The organism is Legionella cherrii, from assembly GCF_900635815.1.
GTDB lineage: Bacteria > Pseudomonadota > Gammaproteobacteria > Legionellales > Legionellaceae > Legionella > Legionella cherrii.
This window is the reverse complement of the sequence record NZ_LR134173.1, coordinates 3,146,383-3,166,426: the sequence shown is the minus strand read 5'-3', so window position 1 is coordinate 3,166,426 and position 20,044 is coordinate 3,146,383. Positions and strand designations below refer to the sequence as shown.

Genomic DNA, 20,044 nt, shown 5'->3' with positions numbered 1-20,044 from the left:
CTATAGAGAATGGTTCTATTTAAGCGCAGGATGTGAGTAAGTCTAAACGTTTGAATCAATGTCAGAATGAGGCTTGAGCGATTACTTCTAATCTACGAATTGGTAATAGACTTCATTTACTTTTACCATTCCGAGCTCATACCGTGCCTGCTCTTCCAGGGCTTGATCGCCACTTTTTAACTCCCTGATATCCGCTTCAAGTACCCGATTACGGGTTGTTAATTTATTATTTTCCTGTTCGTGAGCGGCGAGTTTTTTTTTCAAGGTTATGCCATTGAATCAAATTTCCATCGCCCAGCCACAACTTATGTTGTAAAACAACTAGAGAAACAATCAAAATGATAAACAAAGGGCGCATAGGTTTGCTTCGTTAAAAGATTATCCTTTAACCATTCTATTACCATTTCGCAATGTCTAGCAATATCTGCTTGCGTAATTTTTATAAGAATTTAGCTTATGATTTGTTGTTGGGATGAAGCGCAGCGCAATGCATACTTATCACGAGTTCAGGAGGTATTCCCAAGATGGAACTCTTGTATATACGATGGGAGCAAGCTCGCTACCCTCGGGATGAGGCAAGGCGGGGTGGAAAAGTGCCTGGGGGATTAGGGTACCTCCCGTCTCCCATAAGTGGGAGAGGGTATTCTATTTTGCTGGATTGCACCTATGCGAATTACTTTGCGAATCAAAAATGTTTTCGTAAAATATTAAGCTCTTCATTTAATAGATCTATTTTTTCCAAGAGTTCTAATGCGAGTGCTACCCCTGGAAGATTGATTCCTAAATCTTGGTGTAGGCGAAAGGCAGACTCAATTTTACGCAGATCTTTTTGGTTTAATTTTAGATGCTCTGTTTTTGTTGTTTTGCTTGAAAAAATGCCATATTCGACCATTTCGATCAATAATTCTTTAGGTATATGATATTTTTGGCATACCTCATTGAATGAAATAGTGGTTGTTTCTTCAATAAGCACGCCAATTATTGTATTGTCTTGCTTCATGCTTATACTCCCATCGTGTCGCGTGGATTAAAAGGCATTACCTGTGCCATCTTTTTATAGAGTTCTTTTGCCTCTTCAGTTGTTGGCGGCGGAGTAATAATTTTTAAAAGTACATATTGATGTCCAGTGGTCGTACCCGGTAAGCCACGATTTTTCAATCTTAGTTTTTGTCCTCCTTGAGATCCCGGTGGAATTTTCAAATCGATTTTTCCGCCTAAAGTAGGAACCACTATTGTTGCTCCTAAAGCCGCTTCCCAAGGAGTTACAGGTAGGGTGAGGTAGATATCACCATCTATTACGTCAAAAAGGGGATGTTTATCAACATCTATCGTTAAATAAATATCGCCACGAGGACCTCCATGTATGCCAGGTGCACCTTGGCCAGCCAAACGAATTTGTTGACCTGATTTAACTCCTGCGGGTATTTTCACTTTCAATGTTTGCATGGAGACTTGAGCGTCGTGCGCAGTCGGAATCTGAATGTTTTTAACCGTTCCTGCAAATGCTTCTTCGAGGCTGATATTAATTTTTCCATGATAGTCCTGACCGGCCATTGGTTGCTGCCGATAACGGGAGTGTCCAAATAATGTCTCGAATAAGTCTTCATTTAATGGACCGCGATATACATGTTCCGAATCTTCGGGACGCCAATGACTCTGTGCGCCTTGTTGATGGAATGCTTTATTTTTCCGAAACGCATCATATTCTGCCCTTTTTACTGGGTCCCTTAAAACCTCATAAGCTTCTCCCATTTCTTTAAATTGCTCTTCGGCATTGGGTTCTTTACTGATATCAGGATGGTATTTTCGAGCAAGTTTTCGATAGGCCATCTTTATGTCTTTTTCAGTGGCATCTTCACTTACTCCCATTATTTTGTAATAGTCTTTATCCATGTTTTTATACTCAATTTAAAAGTCATTTTTTATTTTAGTAACACCTATTTTCCTGGGACGTCAGCTGAAGTGTTATTAAGCTTAGGGGATGATACCATCTTACCTGACCCACCTTGAGCAGGGCAATCCACCATAATCCCCTTTCTATGTTCGGCAATATTTAACCAATGTTTGGGGAAATACATGGCTCCTCTTTTATTTGTGATGATTCGTTTTATTTTGATTGATATGATCCATTTTTTTCATGAGCTTAGTCTTATCATCATTATTATCATAAAATAGTATAGTCTCTTAGATATTTATTTGTATATTAATCAGTTAAAGTACATACTATTCACTTTACTTGTGTGTTTTTGCCATACTACGGCTTCACTCTTCCCAAGGCTGTAGAACAAAAATAAAGCGTTACGCTAAGTATGAAAGGGCTGTTGACAATTCGCCATTATGGCCAAGATAGTAAAGTTGAAAACAGACCCCTAGATTGTTTGAATCGATATTGGAGACATTTATGCAAAAGTATTTATTTAATACGCTGGTTGTTTTTTTCTTTTTTTCTTTGGCGGGTTGTCAGTCCAATCAGGCAACTTCCAATATATTTAGACCGTTTACTCCTTCAATTGCTCAAGGGGCAAATTTGGCGCAAACAGTGCAAGAAGCGTTGATGCGTAATGATGAGCTAGCGATAGCCCATGTGCAGGTTCAAACAAGGCAAGATGTTGTGATTCTTACTGGATATGTAAAGAAAATTCGCCAAAGTGATATTGCCGAACAAATAGCCCGTCAGGTTCCAGGTGTACGTGCAGTTGAAAATAATATAATTATCCGTCCTTAGCTTAAATATTCTCCATTTGTACTATATTTATAAGATAGGTTAAGTGTGTTCAAATGGAGAATAAAATGGCTGACCTAATTCATAATGCATTGCCAATGCCAAGACGAAAAATTATCTATATCCATCCGGAAGACTCAGTTAAAAAAAGTATTGATATGATGACGGAATATGATATTGGGGCATTAGTGGTAGTCGATAATGACAACCAATTAATAGGTATCGTGAGTGAGCGTGATATAGTACGGTCTTGTTTGCATAAGTGCATTAACCTGGAAAAAGGAAAAGTTTCAGATGTAGTCAATAAGGACATCACTATTCTTAGAACTAATGATGTTGTGGAAAAGGCCATGCAGGCGATGACTGCAACAAAAAGAAGGCATGTACTCGTTCGTGATGAAGGCGATGAACTTGTGGCTATTTTATCGATAGGTGATGTGCTTTATCATTTACTGGAGGACAAGGCTAGAGTTATTGAACAATTAGAAAATTACATTCATACCTATTAACAGATTTTTTTTTAGGATGATATAGTATCTTTTTTAATGTACTTATGACTCATATGAAAACAGCCTTCAAATTGCTGCTCATTCTAATGGTATTCAATGCGCCTGTTTGGGCAACTGAATTATCGACCAATTGGTATTCCAAAAGTCCTGATAACAAGGTTGTGATTAACATAGAATTATTTTTGTCCACCACCTGTCCCCATTGTCAAAAGGCTGATGCATTTTTTCGCGATATCGAATCAAAACATCCTGATTTTCATATTCAGCGGTATTATATTAATCAGGATAAAAATGCTTTAGGCCGTTTTTATCAATTATTGAGCGAACAGCAAATGGATGATTTTTCTGTTCCATCAATCTATTTTTGCAATTCACGGTGGGTGGGCTTTACATCAGCAGAAACCACCGGTAAAGATTTATTGCATGCGATTAATTATTGTAAGCAACAAATTGAAAAAAAAGGTACGTTAACCCCTGCCACTGTGAATGCATTGCGACATTTGGCCAATGCAAATCGATTTATTACTGGATTAGTAGAAAAACCGTCAAGGTTGCGGTTTACGATTACCCTGGCATTTATGGACTCCTTTAGTCCTTGTGCATTTTTTTGCTTCGCAGGATTTCTTGCTTTTCTTTTAATAGAAACCCAGAAGAAAAAACAGCTTATCGCGAGTCTCCTGTTTATTTTTTCAGTAGCAATAGTCCATTACTTTCAACAGGTTTATACCAATGCGTTTTTTGAATTGTTGCCATGGTTGCGTATTCCTGCTGCATTATTAGGAATAATAACTCTTTATTTTGCGATGCAATTTCTAAAAAAACAGGCTTCAGGAATTTTATATTTTTCATTGGCTTTTTTATTAGGATTGATTACTACAATTTATCAACAAACTTGTGTCATGAACTGGTCTACTATCTTTGAACAATGGTTAAATGATCAGCAGTTAATGAATTGGCAATCCAATATGTACCAATTGCTTTATCAAGGGGTATATATACTTCCTTTAATCGTGATTTTATTGGTTTACTTGCTCTTACTTAAAATAGAGCGTTTTGCTGCATCACGAACAAAATTAGCCAACATTGGCTTATTGTTTATGATCGCCATTGCGGCCAGTCTAATCGCATATCCCTATGTATTGTCTTACTTTGGAATATCCCTTGCGACGTTACTGATCTTGGTGATTTGCGGTTACTTTTTAAAATTGACTTGATCTTATTTTGATGATTTGGGATTATCATCTCTCTTTGTTTGTAATAGCTCAGGTCCTTATTTAATGTTAATTCAAAAGGGGCTGGCATTACCTTTGTTTTTTCAGGTGATAACATGAGTAAGCTCATTGATATTCCCGTTGTTGTAGAGAGCGGACAAAAATATAAAACATCTCATGGCGTAACAGCAATTAAAGATGGTGTAAAAGCAACTGGAGATGCTTATGAGCGCTTACCTAAGCCTAAATGGCTACGCGTGGTAAATCATACTACTCCCGCATATCATCAGGTAAAGGAGCAAGTGCAAAAACATCGTCTGTCTACTGTTTGTGAAGAAGCAAAATGCCCTAATATTTCTGAGTGTTGGTCTCATGGTACCGCAACAATCATGTTAATGGGTTCTGTTTGCACTCGTGCATGTCGTTTTTGTGCTGTAGACACTGGTAATCCTCATGGTTGGTTGGACGCACAAGAGCCAGAAAATACAGCAAATACCGTAGCATTAATGAATCTAGATTATGTCGTGTTAACCTCAGTGAATAGAGATGACCTGCCTGATGGTGGCGCAAATCATTACGCGCATACGATACGAGCAATTAAGCAAAGATCTCCAAAAACTAAAGTAGAAGCATTAACTCCCGATTTCCAAGGTGTAGAAAGAGATATTGCCTTGTTACTGGATAGTGGTGTTGATGTATTTGCACAAAATGTAGAAACGGTAGAGCGGTTGACTCATCCTGTTCGTGATAATAGAGCGGGTTACACTCAAACATTAAAAGTACTCGCTTACGCTAAACGTTATCGACCTGATGTATTGACAAAAACGAGCTTGATGTTAGGTTTAGGTGAAACGGATGAAGAAATTGTGCAAACAATGGATGACTTACGAGCACATAATGTAGATATTCTTACGCTAGGGCAATACTTACAACCGACAAAAAACCATTTACCTATTGCGCGCTATGTGACTCCTGAGGCTTTTGCTGAGCTAAGACAGATCGGATTGAAGAAAGGATTTTTCGAGGTAGCTTCTGGTCCTTTGGTTCGTTCAAGCTATCGTGCTGATAGGATTTTTAAGCAAGATAATTTGGGTTTAGATAATTAATTTTATATTTTCGTTTTAGGTTCTGAATTTGATGTAAGTTGAGCCCTGGCCCTGCCTACATCAAATTCAGCACAAAGTATCATGCTTCAAATTTACATAGATATAGATGCCGTTGTTCCCTCATTGAGAGTAGGAGTATAGTCGTGCAATTGGGTCTGTAAGAAAGTAACTACTTTATCTGCTATCGCATGGCTATAAGCAAGTACTTTTTTCTCCTCTTTAGGATGTTTTAGTATAATTTCTTCCAATTCAACAGCTAATTGTTCAGCCCATTCCTTGCACAAGTAAAAATCGCTATCCACTATATTGGATAATTGAGCGATATATTGGCCATGTGACTTCCCAAATGTTTTATTTATTTGAATGATCGTTTCTTTAGCCACCTTAGTAGCAATATCAGGGATTAATTCCTTTTTATTACTGCTTAGTTGCTTGTCTAATTGAAGGTGTAATAATGCTTGAAATGAATGAAAATCCATGATGACAGCTGCATTAGTGCTTAACTCATGATTGAGTTGCGTACTTAATTTCAGATTCGATTCTTCTACAATGCCGGATTGAATAATTAAACCAGCCACATCCTTTAGCTTTAGTTTTATATCTTCAATCACTTCAATAGGCTGTTTGAGTACAAATTGTCGAAAAGAGGTAATTTCAGGCAGAACTTTTTTTGCTTCTTTTTCGTTAAGTGCGAGCTCAGGGAATAATTCTGGGTTAATTAAGATATTGAATTTCATTAACATTAACTCAGCACGTAAAGCACGGGCTTTTTCGATTGCATATTGTTTTAATTTAGGATTTGATTTCTCTAGTTCAGGTGTGTCAAATTCTGTTGGCTTGTCATTAAATGTTCCATTAATCATGGCTTCTAATACTGCATTTTGAAAATAAAGAAAAATTGATTTTCTGTTAGATGTAATTTCTTGAGCACACCAATTCACATAAATTGGATCAAGACTATCCAATAGTTTTCGAATTTCTTTAATGAGTTGTGATTTTAAAGGATAAAGGTGATGATTCTTTTCATACTGCACCATAATATAAAAAGAGGACACTGATTTTAGAAAAATGGCACCACGTGCTTTGGCGTCACTCCTTGTTTTTTCCTCGAAATAGGTCTCATAGGCAACCGTATCTCCCCATAAGGATGAGTTGGCATGATCATCTTTTTTAATTAAGTCATCTAAACTGATGCGACCATACAAGGGTAGGTCGGCCATTGATGAGCTGCGTCTGCGTTTATCAGCTTGAGTTTTAGAATAGGACGTACTACTTTCGAGCGCATTATCCTTTTTATATTGGAAAAAAGTACTCTGTTTTTTATATATGGGGGGCTTGGATCGAACAATTTTGTCTTTTAACTGATTCAGGTGCTCTAGAGTTTGATAAGCGACGGGAAATGTTCTGACGTCTTTTACAATAATTGCCCCATCGTCAATAGTGACGCCAGGATATTCATGAAACATGTCGAGACTTATTTTAGGTTCAAATCGAGAATGAGTCCCTTTTTTAATACAATATAATAGGCAAGTAGCTTGATGGGTACTTTCATTCAATTCCCAAACTAAGGGGCTACCTTGGAAAGTAATATTTTGAAAATAAATTTTCATATAATTGTGACACTCTGATCAAAAAAAACATAGTACGAATTATGTCATGTGCAAGCAAGTACCTTGATCAATTGCCGATCAAAAAATAATCTCTTTGCGCTTTATTAAATCCTAAATGGAAAAGTTAATACAGCATAAAGCCTGGTCTATTTAATTTAACCTAAGATTATCCCTCTTTTTCCCATTAATTTTTGTAAAATATACGCGAAAAGATACATAAGGGTGCCAAGCACTATGGCGGTTATCCCTAAAGCTAAATAATAATTTTGATAGTAAGGAAGGCTTTCTATGGCAGAGTGGACTGTGTTTGGAATTGCGACCCAACCAGCAATTCTTCCTGATATGGCATGCGCCAAAGAACTTGCCAAATACCATACACCCATGGCAAAGGCGATTGAATTTTTGTCGCAATACAAGCCTACCATACTTAAGCCAATGGCACTCACCCATAATTCCGCAATTGAAATGAGAATATAGGTTAATGCAATGTAATTGCCGTTAATTATTCCATCTGTAGTCGTTGAGGCAGCAAATGACATAACCAAAAGAGCAATTCCCGCAAGTGCTGTACCCGCCGCAAATTGATAGGGAATAGTGAAATGAGGAAACAGTTTATAAAAACGAGGTAGCTGACTGCCTATAGCTAAGATAAGTAATGGATTCAGTATTTGATAATGAGCGGGGGAAACAGTGAGGCCAAATAAATTATGATCTGAATTATTTTCGGCAAATAAAATTAGGGTGCTGTTCATTTGGTTATAGATAACAAAAAATACAACTGCTTCAATGATGAGTAGAAGAGCAATCATTTGTTTTTCTCGTACCCTTCCTTTAAGGGTTAATGTTTTTTTTAAAAACCAGGCAATTCCTATTCCACAACCGGAAGCTATGATTGTGCTTGCGACATAAACATGGGAATACGCAAATAAAGTCAGTACATAAATGGTAGCGATGTATGCAATTAAGCGAAAAATGCCTGACTTAGAGAGTTTGGATTGATCTTTTCCCCAAATAACATTTTCATAAATAGGGTAGCGTTTGGCAAAATTCAATGCAGCAATGGATTTACCAACAAAAGCCAAGGTAAGGATAGAAAGTGGGCCATAACGGCTTTCAAAGAGTAATGGCGCTATTAAAGTTGCTAATAATGCACCAACATTAATTGCGATGTAGTAGTAAGTCATCGCAGATTTTGCTTTAACCGCATCATCGGAATAAATATGCGAGACCATGCTTGAAGAGGTACCCATTAAAAGAGAATTGGTCGCGGGAACAAAAGCATAAGCCGCAATAAAAAAAGTGTCTCCTAGAGTACTTACAGTGTATCCGCTTATCATAATGAGCAAATAAGCAGTGGCCAACATGATGCTGCCAAGAAGTATGGATCGCCTAATTCCGACCACAGTATCCGCCATATAGCCGCCAAGCATAGGCATAAGATAACCCATTGCATGAGCCACCCCAATAAAAGCATATGCTTTGGCTTGACTGTACCCTAAACCTTGAGACCATACGGGACGAGTTAAAAATAAAACCAATATGGTATTCAGTGCATATACTGAAAATTGGCTCCAAAAGGTAATATATATGATGTTATTGGCTTGTTTTTGTCTCAGGGCCAATTCAGGCAAATAATTTTTCACTTCTTGAGAAATCATTTTTCCTACCTCATCATCTTAAGATAAATATCAGATTATCATTTTCTGGCAAGAACGACATCAATTATATGAGTATCATGATAGGGGAAGGTGAATATTTTGCTAAAAAGTCTCTTTAGTCTTTGAATTAAAAAGATTTTTGGGAGCATTCTAATGGATAATGTATTGAGAAACCAGGTACCTTCAATTCCGAAAAGCGCTAATTCATCGATAGTATTCAGAGTGATGGGAATTTCCAAGCGTTGATGTGCTATGACTTCAAATTGATGTTGTTGGAATGCCTGCATCAATTCATTGTTGTTTGCCGCAACCGTAGTATTTTTTACAATGGATTTATAATAATGACCAACAACACTGCTTAAGATGGAGTCTTCCGTGATAAATTCAGCAAGGCGCTGTTGTGCTACCGGAAATGAATCATAGGTTGTGGTAATCATTGAAAAGTGACCATTCGCTCGGGTCAGTAATTTAGCCTCATGAAATAAAACTTTAATCGGAATATAAGCATTAATAAAATGGGCCAGGATTAAATCTTGACTATGAGGAGGTAAGAACTTATTAGCTTGTGCGGCACTACCTTCTATAGTAATCACTGGCAATGTTTCACGAGCTCGTTTTAACATTTCAGTAGAAACATCAATGCCTGTAAACTCTGCTTGCGGCATTATCTGTTGTAGTTTTTTTAGAAAAGCACCATCACCAACACCCAAATCAAGAACTTTATAATGAGGTTTTATGCCCAAATAAAAGCGCTTCATTTGTTCAATGGCTACTTCATGACTCTGGCTAATTGCTCCAAAACGATTTGCCATAGCATAGTGTTCCGCGATGTCGTTGTACATGGCCTTCAAGGACATGCAAAAATTCCAGTTTAAGAGGGTTTGGTAAGTATATCCTTAAATGGAGGAAATTTGCGACTGGTGACAAAGGAAAAATTTATTGATAATGTATTCATTCTAGTTTTTAATACTTTAAATAGTTTTATGTTTTTATTTATTATTTGATTGAAAAAATGTTTCCAATGTAACCAACAACACTTGCCTATTAACTCGTTATAATAAGATTTTTCTTACAAATAAATAAAATTAATTATTTTCTTAATACTCCGTTAATAATCACAGTGTAAAATTAAATTCGAATAGCAAATATAAATATTAATTTGTTTTTAGTCGTTTTTTGGCTATCAAGAACACCATGGATTGCGTTCTGTGGAGGAATAGGTAGCTGCTTAGTTAGGGAGATTTTTATGTTAATTTTAACTCGGCGTATTGGTGAAACTTTAATTATAGGTGATGATGTTAATATTACCGTGCTCGGTGTAAAAGGTAACCAAGTTCGTCTCGGTATTAATGCACCTAAAGATGTATCTGTCCATCGTGAAGAAATTTATTTACGCATACAACAAGAAAAGCAATCAGACGAATCTGAAGAAGCAGTATAAATCGATTTCCTCGCAGTCATCCAGTTCCGAGCACTTAAAAATGCTCGGGACAAACCTAATTTTTTCTTTTTCCCTCTATGATCATTTTTTATGAGTCATGAAGCGAAGTATCTCCTGATGAGAGAAAATGCTTAATACCGTCATCATCCTCTACAATTAATTGTCCTGAGTCATTAATTCCGCATGCAAGCCCAGATAAGGTATTGGAAGATTGGGTCACTTTAATTTTTTTTCCAAATAAATAATCCGACTTACTCCATTCATCCATAAAGAAGTTAAGATCATGATGAATGAATTTGATTAAATAATATTCCAAATGAGTAATCAGTTTGGCAATAAGAACATTTCGATCAAAATGCTTTTGGGTCATCTCATATAAGGAGCACCATGGCTTATCAGGAAGAGGGCTGTTTTGAGTATCCGTATTGACGTTTAAGCCAACACCTATGATGACTTGGACATTACCATTTGATTCAGCCAATATTTCAATCAAACTGCCGCATAATTTTTTGTTATCCCATAAAATATCATTAGGCCATTTAATCTTGATATTAGAGGATAGATCTAATTCATTTAATGTGGCTACAATGGCTAGACTGGTCACTAAACTTAATCCGGAAAGTTTGGCGAGATCATAGTTGAGGTTCCAGCGACTTGAACAGTATATATTTTCTCCAAAAGGTGAGTGCCAGTGTCTTCCAAACCGACCTCTACCCTGAGTCTGTATTTCGGCACAACAAATATCAACGGAATTTGAAAGGGGTAAATCCTTAAGATAGCGATTTGTTGAATCAATGGTTGTAAATAGATGTAACTTAAACGGTGATATGCATTTTTCTGCGATAAGATATTCTGTAATTTTCTTTTTATTTAATAAAATCAACTGATTAGGAAGTTGGTAACCCTGGTGTCTCATGCGTTTTATAGGAATTCCCGATTCAATTAAATGATTAATTTGTTTCCAAATCGCTGAACGGGTAATACCCAGGGCTGCTCCTAATTCGGAACCACTATGACATTCGCCATCGCCAAGTAATTCTAATAATGTGAGTTGTGAATGGGTAAGATGCATTGGGAGAAACCTAAAAAATCAAGCGAGTATTTTGTTGTAGATGAATAAATCCATGTCGAATTTCCCTTACTGTGGGGTGATAACATAAAGCGCCACTACAAGCTACTTCAGGCATAAAGGAGCGTAATTGCCAAGTCATGTTATGTAATGGATCATTCACTAACTGTTTCGTTGGTATCGATACAGGGACGCTAAAATGTTTGGTTGGGTAAGAAAGACCTAAGCCACAGGCTTTAATAAATGCTTCCTTTTGCGCCCAAACATGAAAGAAAACAGCCGGTTTTAAAGCGAGAGGTACTTTAATAAACTCTTCATATTCAAGATCGGAAAATAAATTTTTGGCAATTCCCTCATAAGGCCTGGCGGAATATTTCTCGATATCAACACCTAAAGGAAATCCTTTTCCAACTGCCAGTAGCGCTAGGTCACCCGTGTGGCTTATATTAAATTGTAATTTTGCTGTATTGATGACCTCTGGTTTTCCATGCTCATTATAAGTAAATTCCAGCTGCTCAGGAGGAATATTGAGGTAATTTGCTAAGATGATTCTCAACGTGGCCCTGGCAGTAGAAAAACGGCGTTTATGTCTACTGAAGTAGAATCGCTCCGCACGTGCTCGCTCTTCATGATTTAATAGTTCATATGCATTGTTTAATTCATGCACTAAAGAAAATTGCCAAAGATCAATTCGAGCTTCATTTAAGATGCAGTTTTGTGTATTTAAAGGGTTAAATCCGGTAATGATCATATACTTTGTTTGAATCTGGCATCAATTGTCGGTTAAGGTTATCATATACCATGATATTTAATTCACCAAAGAGTATTCAATGAGCAGACAATTTTTGGATTTTGAGCAACCCATCGAAGAGTTGAATCAAAAAATTGAAGCACTTCGTATGTTAGGACATGATAACGAAGTGAATTTAAGTGATGAAATCGCACGACTTCAAGCAAAATGTTCTGATTTAACAGCCCAAGTTTTTTCAAACTTGGAGCCTTGGCAAGTAGCGCAAATGGCGAGACATCCACTAAGGCCACAGACTACAGATTATATTGAACGTATTTTTACAGATTTTCAGGAGTTACATGGCGACAGAAGTTGTTCTTCAGCTCCTGCAATTATTGGCGGTTTGGCTCGTTTAAATGGTGAGCCAGTTATGGTGCTTGGCCATCAGAAAGGTAAACGTACTAAAGAAAAAGTATATCGAAATTTTGGGATGGCTCGTCCTGAAGAGTATCGAAAAGCTTTGCGTTTGATGAAGATGGCTGAAAAATTCAAATTACCTATTTTCACTTTTATTGATACCGCAGGAGCGTATCCAGGGATTGGTGCCGAAGAACGCAATCAATCAGAAGCAATTGCGCGAAATCTTTTTGTGATGTCAAATCTTAAAACTCCAATTATCTGTGTGGTAACAGGAGAAGCCGGATCTGGAGGTGCATTGGCAATTGGCGTCGGAGACCGTGTGCTCATGCTGCAATTTGGTATTTATTCAGTGATTTCTCCAGAAGGTTGTGCCTCGATTCTGTGGAAAGATGCTTCTAAAGCAAGCGAAGCTGCTCGAGCGATGAGAATTACGGCAGATAAGATTTTGGAAAATAAGTTAATTGATATGGTAGTGCCTGAACCATTAGGGGGGGCACACCGTAATGTTGATGAAATGGCTGCGCGTTTAAAGGATGTTTTGGTTAGCGAATTACGTGCTTTAAAGAAATTACCATTGGACCAACTGGTCGAAAACAGATACCAAAAATTTATGGCTATGGGTGCAAGTGATTAAAGATTTATTAGATCTCCTTCCAGATTCAACTGAGGAGGTGGATTGCATGGCCGATGAGGTGCTCGAATCTTCAAGTACTTGCTTGTACACTCCGGTTCTAAGCTCCGCGTCTAATCACGCCTCGCCTCCATCAGCGAGTTTGGAAAGTGTTCTAATGAATACCGAGTGGCTTTCTCGCCTAAGCCATTTTAATAAGCTAATTGTAGGCTTTAGTGGAGGGCTTGATTCAACGGTGCTTTTGCATGTGCTCGCTTCCCATCCCACCTTGTTTGCTAAATTAGTTGCAGTGCATGTGAATCATGGTATTAGTGCTCGAGCATCTCATTGGCAAGCACATTGCGAGCAGTTTTGTCATCATTTGGGCATTCCTTTAATGACCCAATCCGTACAATTTGATCGCTCAGCCAATATCGAAGAGAGGGCGCGCATTGCTCGATATGCAGTTTTTTCTTCTTTGATGACCGAACAAAATTGCTTGATTTTAGGACATCATTTGGATGATCAAGCGGAAACAGTACTTTTGCAACTCTTTCGAGGCGCTGGAGTGGATGGTTTGGCTGCGATGTGTGATTGGGGCAAATTGGGATTGGGAGAAGTGGCTCGTCCTTTTTTAAATCATTCCCGGGCGCAACTTGAGCGTTATGCTGTGGTACATCAATTAGGATGGATTGAAGATGAGAGCAATCAGGACATTAATTATTCACGCAATTACCTTCGTCATCAAATTATCCCCTTGTTGAAAAAAAAATGGCCTGGAGTGGTGGGTAATATCGCAAGAACAGCGATTCATTGCCAGCAAGCTAAAAGAAATTTAGATAGCTTGGCAGAAGGAGATAGTCGACTTATTTCCAAACACTCTAAGGAGAGAAAAGGGCAAGGGGATATCGAAGGAAGAACCGCAACGTACACACCAGTACATGAGAATTTGGGCACCGTATCGACGCAGCAATTTTCCACCCCAGATGAGGTTGGAAATAAGGTGACTGCATCGGAAGAAAATTCAGACGTTCTTTTAAACAATTTTTTGTTGATAACACCATTAAAAGAACTCAGCCGCGATCGTCTTGTGAATCTGCTCAGGGTTTGGTTGAAAAATAATCGAGTTCAATTGCCCTCGACAGCTACTTTTGAGCGTTTGATTGATGAAGTGATCTTTGCAAGTTCCGATGCGATTCCAGAGGTGAGTTGGGCAGAGGTGATTGTGCGTCGCTACCAAAGGCATTTATACATAGATAGGAAAAATACAAATAAATTACCTTCCTGCATTGAATGGTCGGTATTTCCTTTTCCTTTAATCATCGCTGATCTGCAAATTCATTTATTGGCAAAAAAAAGCATTCAAGGTCTAGTTGTTCCTCCCAATACAAAAATATCTGTCCGATTCAGACAAGGCGGAGAAGAATTTTTCTGGCATGGGCAAACCAAGCGTTTAAAAAAATTATTCCAAGAGTGGGGCGTTCCACCATGGTTAAGGGAACGCATTCCTTTAGTTTATTTTAATGACACGCTTGCAGCAGTAGTTGGTTTTGCAATGAGTGATCTATTTTTTTCTAAAGAAAGTGCAGACGCATGGATTTTCGTTAATGGTTTCTGAATTTCCCGTCTTCCCTGATCCAGTTATCCCGAGCATCGCGAGGCATCTCCAGACTATGGTATGTCACAATGAGGAGATCCCTCGTTGTCTCGGGATGACGTAGATAGGGGAAAAGGGATTTTATATCTTAGTAACCAAACTTGTTGTGAGGAAGATCCGCGTGCTCAGTCGGACCGAATCCAACATCTCGTTCATAGGCGATTTCCATCGCATGATTCACATTTTTTCTAATCTGTTGCGCACCAGTTAAGTCATGTTGTTTAAAGAAGAGATATTGTGAGAATATTGCTTGTGATTGAGGGGCTTGTGCTAATTTCTTTTGAGTTCTTGTAATGAGATTAAGTTCTCCATCTTCATTCATCCACTCATGGGGTTTCATTTTCATTATTATTATTACCTCTGGTTTAAAAAGAAGCGCTATAGTACACGAGAAAACATAAAATTCAAGTTTTATTCAAATTGAAAATAAAAAATGTATTTTGATTAATTCAATAAAAATTATTTTCAATTTTAATTAAACTAATTTAGATTAATAAAAAAAAATAATTAAATATCAAATCATTATAACTATGAAAAATATTTCGGACATTCAATCATTACTCGCACTTAGTGGAAAGCCTGACAGTATCCCTGAAGACCTTATGGCATTCTTTTTATATTTAAAAAAACGGTTGAAAAAAAGTAGCGATAAATTTAACGCTTTCGCAATGAGCTATGATGAAATGGATTGTTTAGCAGGGATTATTGAACAAATGATTGAGTGTTGTGTCAAGGATCTGCGGTTTGAAATTGCTTTTTCAAAATGGGACGGAAGTGCGCAATTAAATCATTGGTCTTTTTTAGAATTCAATTTTAAAGGAACAGAAACCCCTCCTGGTTTAGATATTTTGATTTGTGATCCGCTTGGTTTCAAACAATCACTCGTTTTAACCAATTTATTAAGCAGTAAGATGAGGTTTGGTAGTTTAAGTAAATTGTGTACATTGATGATTTATATTCCCATAGACACATTACAAATGAAAGGGCGTACATGCGCCTATTTTGTGACCGATAATGTTTCAATGCTATCGAATCAAGATAAGTACAACCCCGTTTATGATTATATGAGGTCTCATCAACATGAAAGAAAAATAGATGAGGCAGCGAGGACCTTGGCCCAATTTCGTGAATCTCTGACGAATTGTTATACGGAGGAGGAGCTCAATGAGATCTATGATTTTAAACTCGTTGCGAGTTCTCTACCTGTCAGGCTCTTAAGAACAAAACACTCTGTACCAGAACTAGAAAAAGAAGTTCGTGATTCGGAACAGCTTAAAGATGAGATTGTGAACTCCAAGGGCGAAACCGCATGGCATTCGATAAGTAAGAATTTATTTTTTGTTAAAGATAGAGGTGGAGAGAAGCAGTATAGGAATATGCGAGTCAATAAAAAGATGGAAAAACTAGTGGGGATTGTAACTGAACTTTCCTCTTCGTGTTTAGAAGAGGAAATTCAGTCATTTTATAAGGTGATGGAGGAACATAGGCTATTTGGTTTAGAGAAATTTATTATACAAAATATCAAAACAGCAGATACACCGTTCTTAACACTCCGGTAAATTAACTGCTAAGCCACCCATAGATGTTTCTTTATAAATACTTTGCATGTCCATTCCTGTTTGCTTCATTGTTTTAATCACTTTATCTAACGAAATTTGATGTTGACCATCACCAATAAGTGCCATTCGTGTTGCATTAACTGCCTTTACTGCACCCATGGCATTACGTTCTATGCATGGTATTTGTACTAAACCCAAAACAGGATCACAGGTCATTCCTAAATGGTGTTCCATTGCGATTTCTGCTGCGTTTTCAACTTGAGCTACAGTGCCACCAAGTACTGCTGTAAGGCCAGCTGCAGCCATAGAAGAGGCAACACCGACTTCACCTTGGCATCCTACTTCAGCCCCAGAAATAGATGCACCTTTTTTGTAAAGTATGCCTATCGCTGCTGCAGTAAGAAAATAGGTGTAAATGTCCTCATTACTCATTCTATCATGTGCGTGTTGGCAATATTTGAGCACAGCAGGAATAATACCAGCAGCCCCATTAGTTGGTGCCGTAACGATACGTCCACCCGCTGCGTTCTCCTCATTGACTGCCATGGCATAAAGATTCAGCCAGTTCATGATATCTGATTGTTCGAAAATGCTTTTTACGCCTTTTTCATTCATGAGCTTTTTATATAAATCAGGGGCACGTCTTTTTAAGTTAAGTCCGCCTGGTAAAATGCCATCATGCTTGCACCCATTAGCAATACAATCATCCATAACTTTGGCAATTGCCAAAATTCCATGATGAATTTCTTCAGTACTGCGCCATGTTTTTTCATTAATAAGCATTAATTCCGCAATACTTAAATTATTATTTTGACATAACTCCAAGAGCTGGGCTGCGGTAGAAAATGGATATGGAGGTGGGTTCGTATCTTCAGTGGTTTTGGAAAAATCTTCTTCAGTAGTAATAAAACCACCGCCAATTGAGTAATAAACTTGAGCAATTAATAAATTGTCTTGGCTATCAAAAGCGGAAAAACGCATCCCATTAGAATGTTTTGGCAAAAGCTCTTTTTGCAAAAACAGAAAATCCGTTGATTCATTAAAGTGAATATTTTTCTTGCCTGCTAAATTGAGCGTATGGGAGCTGAGAATCTCATGCATACGCGGAACCATCGATTCAGGAGCTACAGTCTCAGGTGCTTTGTTTTCTAATCCATTTAAAATAGCTTTATCTGTTCCATGACCTTTGCCTGTTAAAGCAAGTGAACCATAAAGTTCGGTTTTAACACGTTGTACCTGATTCATGAGCTGCATTTCTTCCAATAATTTTAAAAAAGCATTAGCAGCAAGCATGGGACCAACAGTATGGGAGCTTGAAGGACCAATTCCAATGGAGAATAAATCAAAAACACTGATGTTCATGTGGGTTAATCTCTAGTTACAATTAGTGCAAAGTGTAGAGGGATCTTAGTTATTTGTCTATTTTAATTATAGTGAACCTATTGACTTTCGGTTCGCCGTCGCTTCGCTGTTACTCAGTGCTGCCAGGGATAAGCATTTAAGGATAGTCATGAATTCAATGAACTTTGTAATATAATTACAATTAATCGCATTTAAATACTGGTAATTTCACGTGAATTTAGGCAGAATTATGATGCATTTTACAATGCAATAACTTCCAAAAGAAATTGAGAAGATATGCACAACAGAAAGACTACAAGGGGATTCTTTATGAAGATGAAATTGGTCACTGCGGCCATTATGGGGCTGGCAATGTCTACTGCAATGGCTGCTACTGATGCTACATCGCTTGTTACGGATAAAGATAAATTATCTTATAGTATTGGTGCTGATTTAGGAAAAAACTTCAAAAATCAAGGTATTGATATTAATCCGGACGCATTAGCTAAAGGAATGCAAGATGGAATGTCTGGTGCCCAATTGATTTTGACTGAACAACAAATGAAAGATGTTCTGAATAAATTTCAGAAAGATTTGATGGCAAAGCGCAGCGCCGAGTTCAATAAAAAAGCTGAAGAGAACAAGGCTAAAGGTGAAGCGTTCTTATCAACCAACAAATCAAAATCAGGTGTAGTTGTATTGCCAAGTGGTTTGCAATATAAAATTATTGAAGCCGGTACAGGAGCTAAGCCAGGCAAATCTGATACAGTAACAGTTGAATATACTGGTACTTTAATTGATGGTACTGTATTTGACAGCACTGAAAAAGCAGGTAAACCAGCGACATTCCAAGTATCACAAGTAATACCTGGTTGGACTGAAGCATTACAATTAATGCCTGCTGGTTCTACTTGGGAAATTTTCGTACCTTCAGACTTAGCTTATGGCCCACGTAGCGTTGGTGGTCCTATCGGTCCAAATGAAACTTTAATTTTCAAAATTCATTTGATCTCCGTTAAAAAAGCTGCCTAATCAATGAGAAGGGAATTTCCCTCCTTATCGTACCTCACTCCTGAAAGTCGGAGTGAGGTTTTCTTTCAAGATCAATTTTTCCGCCGTTGAGAGCTCCGCAAAATGAATAAACGACTATTTATTGTTTTCATTTTAGGTTTTTCCTCTGGCTTGCCTATGGCGTTAATCAGCAGTACCTTACAGGCATGGTTTGCATACAGCGGGATGTCCGTTTTTGCTACCGGAACTTTAAGTTTAGTTAGTTTGCCCTATGCTTACCGTATTTTCTGGGGACCTATTTTAGACCGATACTCTCTCTTTAGCATGGGTAAAAGACGAAGCTGGATTTTAAGTATGCAATTTTTATTGCTCCTTGGATTCAACTTAATGGCGTGGTTTACTCCAGAGCAATATCCTAAATTAATGGCTTTTTTGGCTTTGATTTTAGCGTGTTTTTCTGCCACCCAAGATGTAGCTATTGATGCGCATAGAGCAGAATATTTACCAGTGAGCGAACATGCTTTGGGAGCTTCTTTAGCCGTATTAGGTTATCGAATTGCGTTATTGTTGTCAGGTGGTTTGGCTTTAGTTATGGCACAAAAATTAGGTTGGGCTTATACCTACCGTTTTATGGGGCTCATAATGATTGCGGGCATGTTTGCTGTTTTCTTTAGTGAGGAACCCAGTGTTGATATCAAAGAGAAGGGTAATTTTGCTTTATCTTTTCTCGCTCCCGTTAAGGAATTGATATTTCGTCCAGGCATTATCCCACTGTTACTTTTTATTTTTTGTTATAAGTTAGGTGAAGCTTTTACAACGACTACCAGTGGTATTGTTATGCCTTTCTTAATTCAAGGGCTTGGTTTTTCTTTAGAGACCATCGGCTACATCAATAAAATGCTAGGAGTCGGTTCCATTTTACTTGGCGGCTTGTGTGCAGGATTTTTATTGATGCGTTATTCGTTGTATCGCTCGTTACTGATCTTTGGATTGTTGCAAGCATTAACCAATGTCCTATTTGTTGCTTTGGCAATAACAGGAAAAAATATTACATTATTGGCAATTGCAGTATTTTTTGATAATTTTGCAGCGGGAATGGGGTCTACAGCGCTTGTTGCTTTATTCATGCGTTTAGTTGACAAACAGTATACCGGAACCCAATTTTCGATGCTTGTTGCTCTATCTACATTACCTCGTATTCTATCCGGACCAGTTGCAGCAACGATTCAAATAGCAATCGGCTGGGTAGGTTTGTACCAACTCTCAATTTTATTTGCTCTGTTATTCATTCCATTTTTAATTATGATTAAGGAACAAACTAAAGCAAATCGACAAAATGTGGATGAAGTAGAAAAAGAGGGCGAATTGAATCCCATTAGGTAAATGTGGT

General features: G+C 37.7%; 19 protein-coding genes and 1 pseudogene. 10 read left to right on the top strand and 10 right to left on the bottom strand.

Annotated features, from left to right (window positions below; translation table 11 throughout):
- Positions 1-87: 87 nt before the first annotated feature.
- From ftsB to EL022_RS13495, 3 genes and pseudogenes are all read right to left on the bottom strand, one after another.
- Positions 88-358: pseudogene (gene ftsB / locus EL022_RS13505) on the bottom strand (cell division protein FtsB).
- Positions 359-685: 327 nt separating this feature from the next.
- Positions 686-1,000, bottom strand: coding sequence for a chaperone modulator CbpM (locus tag EL022_RS13500; RefSeq protein ID WP_028380070.1), 315 nt, complete (start codon positions 998-1,000; stop codon positions 686-688).
- Positions 1,001-1,002: 2 nt separating this feature from the next.
- Positions 1,003-1,893: a DnaJ C-terminal domain-containing protein gene (locus tag EL022_RS13495; RefSeq protein WP_028380071.1), complete on the bottom strand. Its 891-nt coding sequence runs from the start codon at positions 1,891-1,893 to the stop codon at positions 1,003-1,005.
- A 508-nt stretch (positions 1,894-2,401) separates the two neighbouring features.
- Here EL022_RS13495 and EL022_RS13490 point away from each other — a divergent pair.
- From EL022_RS13490 to lipA, 4 genes are all read left to right on the top strand, one after another.
- Complete coding sequence (locus EL022_RS13490) at positions 2,402-2,725, top strand: BON domain-containing protein (RefSeq protein ID WP_028380072.1); 324 nt, start codon at positions 2,402-2,404, stop codon at positions 2,723-2,725.
- Between the two features lie 65 nt (positions 2,726-2,790).
- Positions 2,791-3,231, top strand: coding sequence for a CBS domain-containing protein (locus EL022_RS13485; RefSeq protein WP_028380073.1), 441 nt, complete (start codon positions 2,791-2,793; stop codon positions 3,229-3,231).
- A 53-nt stretch (positions 3,232-3,284) separates the two neighbouring features.
- Entirely contained in the window at positions 3,285-4,445 is a 1,161-nt protein-coding gene (locus EL022_RS13480; protein WP_035900557.1) for a thioredoxin domain-containing protein, read from the top strand.
- Positions 4,446-4,558: 113 nt separating this feature from the next.
- Positions 4,559-5,548: a lipoyl synthase gene (gene lipA / locus EL022_RS13475; RefSeq protein ID WP_028380075.1), complete on the top strand. Its 990-nt coding sequence runs from the start codon at positions 4,559-4,561 to the stop codon at positions 5,546-5,548.
- A 92-nt stretch (positions 5,549-5,640) separates the two neighbouring features.
- On the opposite strand, the gene EL022_RS13470 is transcribed toward lipA, so the two are convergent.
- The 3 genes from EL022_RS13470 to EL022_RS13460 all read right to left on the bottom strand — a co-directional run bounded on the left by EL022_RS13470 (position 5,641) and on the right by EL022_RS13460 (position 9,673).
- Positions 5,641-7,158 carry a hypothetical protein gene (locus tag EL022_RS13470; protein ID WP_051544401.1) on the bottom strand — a complete coding sequence of 506 codons (1,518 nt, stop codon included), beginning with the start codon at positions 7,156-7,158 and terminating at the stop codon, positions 5,641-5,643.
- Between the two features lie 155 nt (positions 7,159-7,313).
- A complete protein-coding gene (locus EL022_RS13465) occupies positions 7,314-8,816 on the bottom strand; it encodes a peptide MFS transporter (RefSeq protein WP_028380076.1) in 1,503 nt (500 codons plus the stop codon).
- A gap of 38 nt (positions 8,817-8,854) precedes the next feature.
- On the bottom strand, positions 8,855-9,673 hold the full coding sequence (locus EL022_RS13460) for a class I SAM-dependent methyltransferase (RefSeq protein WP_028380077.1): 819 nt from the start codon (positions 9,671-9,673) through the stop codon (positions 8,855-8,857).
- 389 nt (positions 9,674-10,062) lie between these two features.
- Here EL022_RS13460 and csrA point away from each other — a divergent pair, with 389 nt between their 5' ends.
- Positions 10,063-10,257 (top strand): carbon storage regulator CsrA, encoded by a 195-nt coding sequence (csrA, locus tag EL022_RS13455; RefSeq protein ID WP_010654169.1) that lies wholly within the window; start codon positions 10,063-10,065, stop codon positions 10,255-10,257.
- An 88-nt stretch (positions 10,258-10,345) separates the two neighbouring features.
- On the opposite strand, the gene birA is transcribed toward csrA, so the two are convergent.
- Positions 10,346-11,329 (bottom strand): bifunctional biotin--[acetyl-CoA-carboxylase] ligase/biotin operon repressor BirA, encoded by a 984-nt coding sequence (gene birA / locus EL022_RS13450; RefSeq protein WP_028380078.1) that lies wholly within the window; start codon positions 11,327-11,329, stop codon positions 10,346-10,348.
- 10 nt (positions 11,330-11,339) lie between these two features.
- A complete protein-coding gene (locus EL022_RS13445; RefSeq protein WP_028380079.1) occupies positions 11,340-12,077 on the bottom strand; it encodes a 4'-phosphopantetheinyl transferase family protein in 738 nt (245 codons plus the stop codon).
- A gap of 79 nt (positions 12,078-12,156) precedes the next feature.
- Between EL022_RS13445 and EL022_RS13440 the strand changes: the two genes are divergently transcribed.
- Positions 12,157-13,110, top strand: coding sequence for an acetyl-CoA carboxylase carboxyltransferase subunit alpha (locus tag EL022_RS13440; RefSeq protein ID WP_028380080.1), 954 nt, complete (start codon positions 12,157-12,159; stop codon positions 13,108-13,110).
- 139 nt (positions 13,111-13,249) lie between these two features.
- The gene (tilS, locus tag EL022_RS16475) at positions 13,250-14,704 is read left to right on the top strand and encodes a tRNA lysidine(34) synthetase TilS (protein WP_028380081.1); all 1,455 of its coding nucleotides are present in this window, start codon (positions 13,250-13,252) and stop codon (positions 14,702-14,704) included.
- 127 nt (positions 14,705-14,831) lie between these two features.
- Here tilS and EL022_RS13430 read toward each other — a convergent pair whose 3' ends face one another.
- Positions 14,832-15,089 (bottom strand): hypothetical protein, encoded by a 258-nt coding sequence (locus EL022_RS13430; protein WP_028380082.1) that lies wholly within the window; start codon positions 15,087-15,089, stop codon positions 14,832-14,834.
- Positions 15,090-15,273: 184 nt separating this feature from the next.
- Here EL022_RS13430 and EL022_RS13425 point away from each other — a divergent pair, with 184 nt between their 5' ends.
- Complete coding sequence (locus EL022_RS13425; RefSeq protein ID WP_051544402.1) at positions 15,274-16,302, top strand: hypothetical protein; 1,029 nt, start codon at positions 15,274-15,276, stop codon at positions 16,300-16,302.
- Here EL022_RS13425 and EL022_RS13420 read toward each other — a convergent pair.
- The gene (locus EL022_RS13420) at positions 16,288-17,664 is read right to left on the bottom strand and encodes an L-serine ammonia-lyase (protein WP_028380083.1); all 1,377 of its coding nucleotides are present in this window, start codon (positions 17,662-17,664) and stop codon (positions 16,288-16,290) included. The genes EL022_RS13425 and EL022_RS13420 overlap by 15 nt on opposite strands.
- Positions 17,665-17,973: 309 nt before the next feature.
- Between EL022_RS13420 and EL022_RS13415 the strand changes: the two genes are divergently transcribed.
- Positions 17,974-18,675 carry a BamJ family beta-barrel-assembly machinery protein gene (locus tag EL022_RS13415; RefSeq protein WP_028380084.1) on the top strand — a complete coding sequence of 234 codons (702 nt, stop codon included), beginning with the start codon at positions 17,974-17,976 and terminating at the stop codon, positions 18,673-18,675.
- A 102-nt stretch (positions 18,676-18,777) separates the two neighbouring features.
- Positions 18,778-20,037, top strand: coding sequence for an AmpG family muropeptide MFS transporter (locus EL022_RS13410; protein ID WP_028380085.1), 1,260 nt, complete (start codon positions 18,778-18,780; stop codon positions 20,035-20,037).
- The last annotated feature ends 7 nt before the right edge of the window (positions 20,038-20,044 follow it).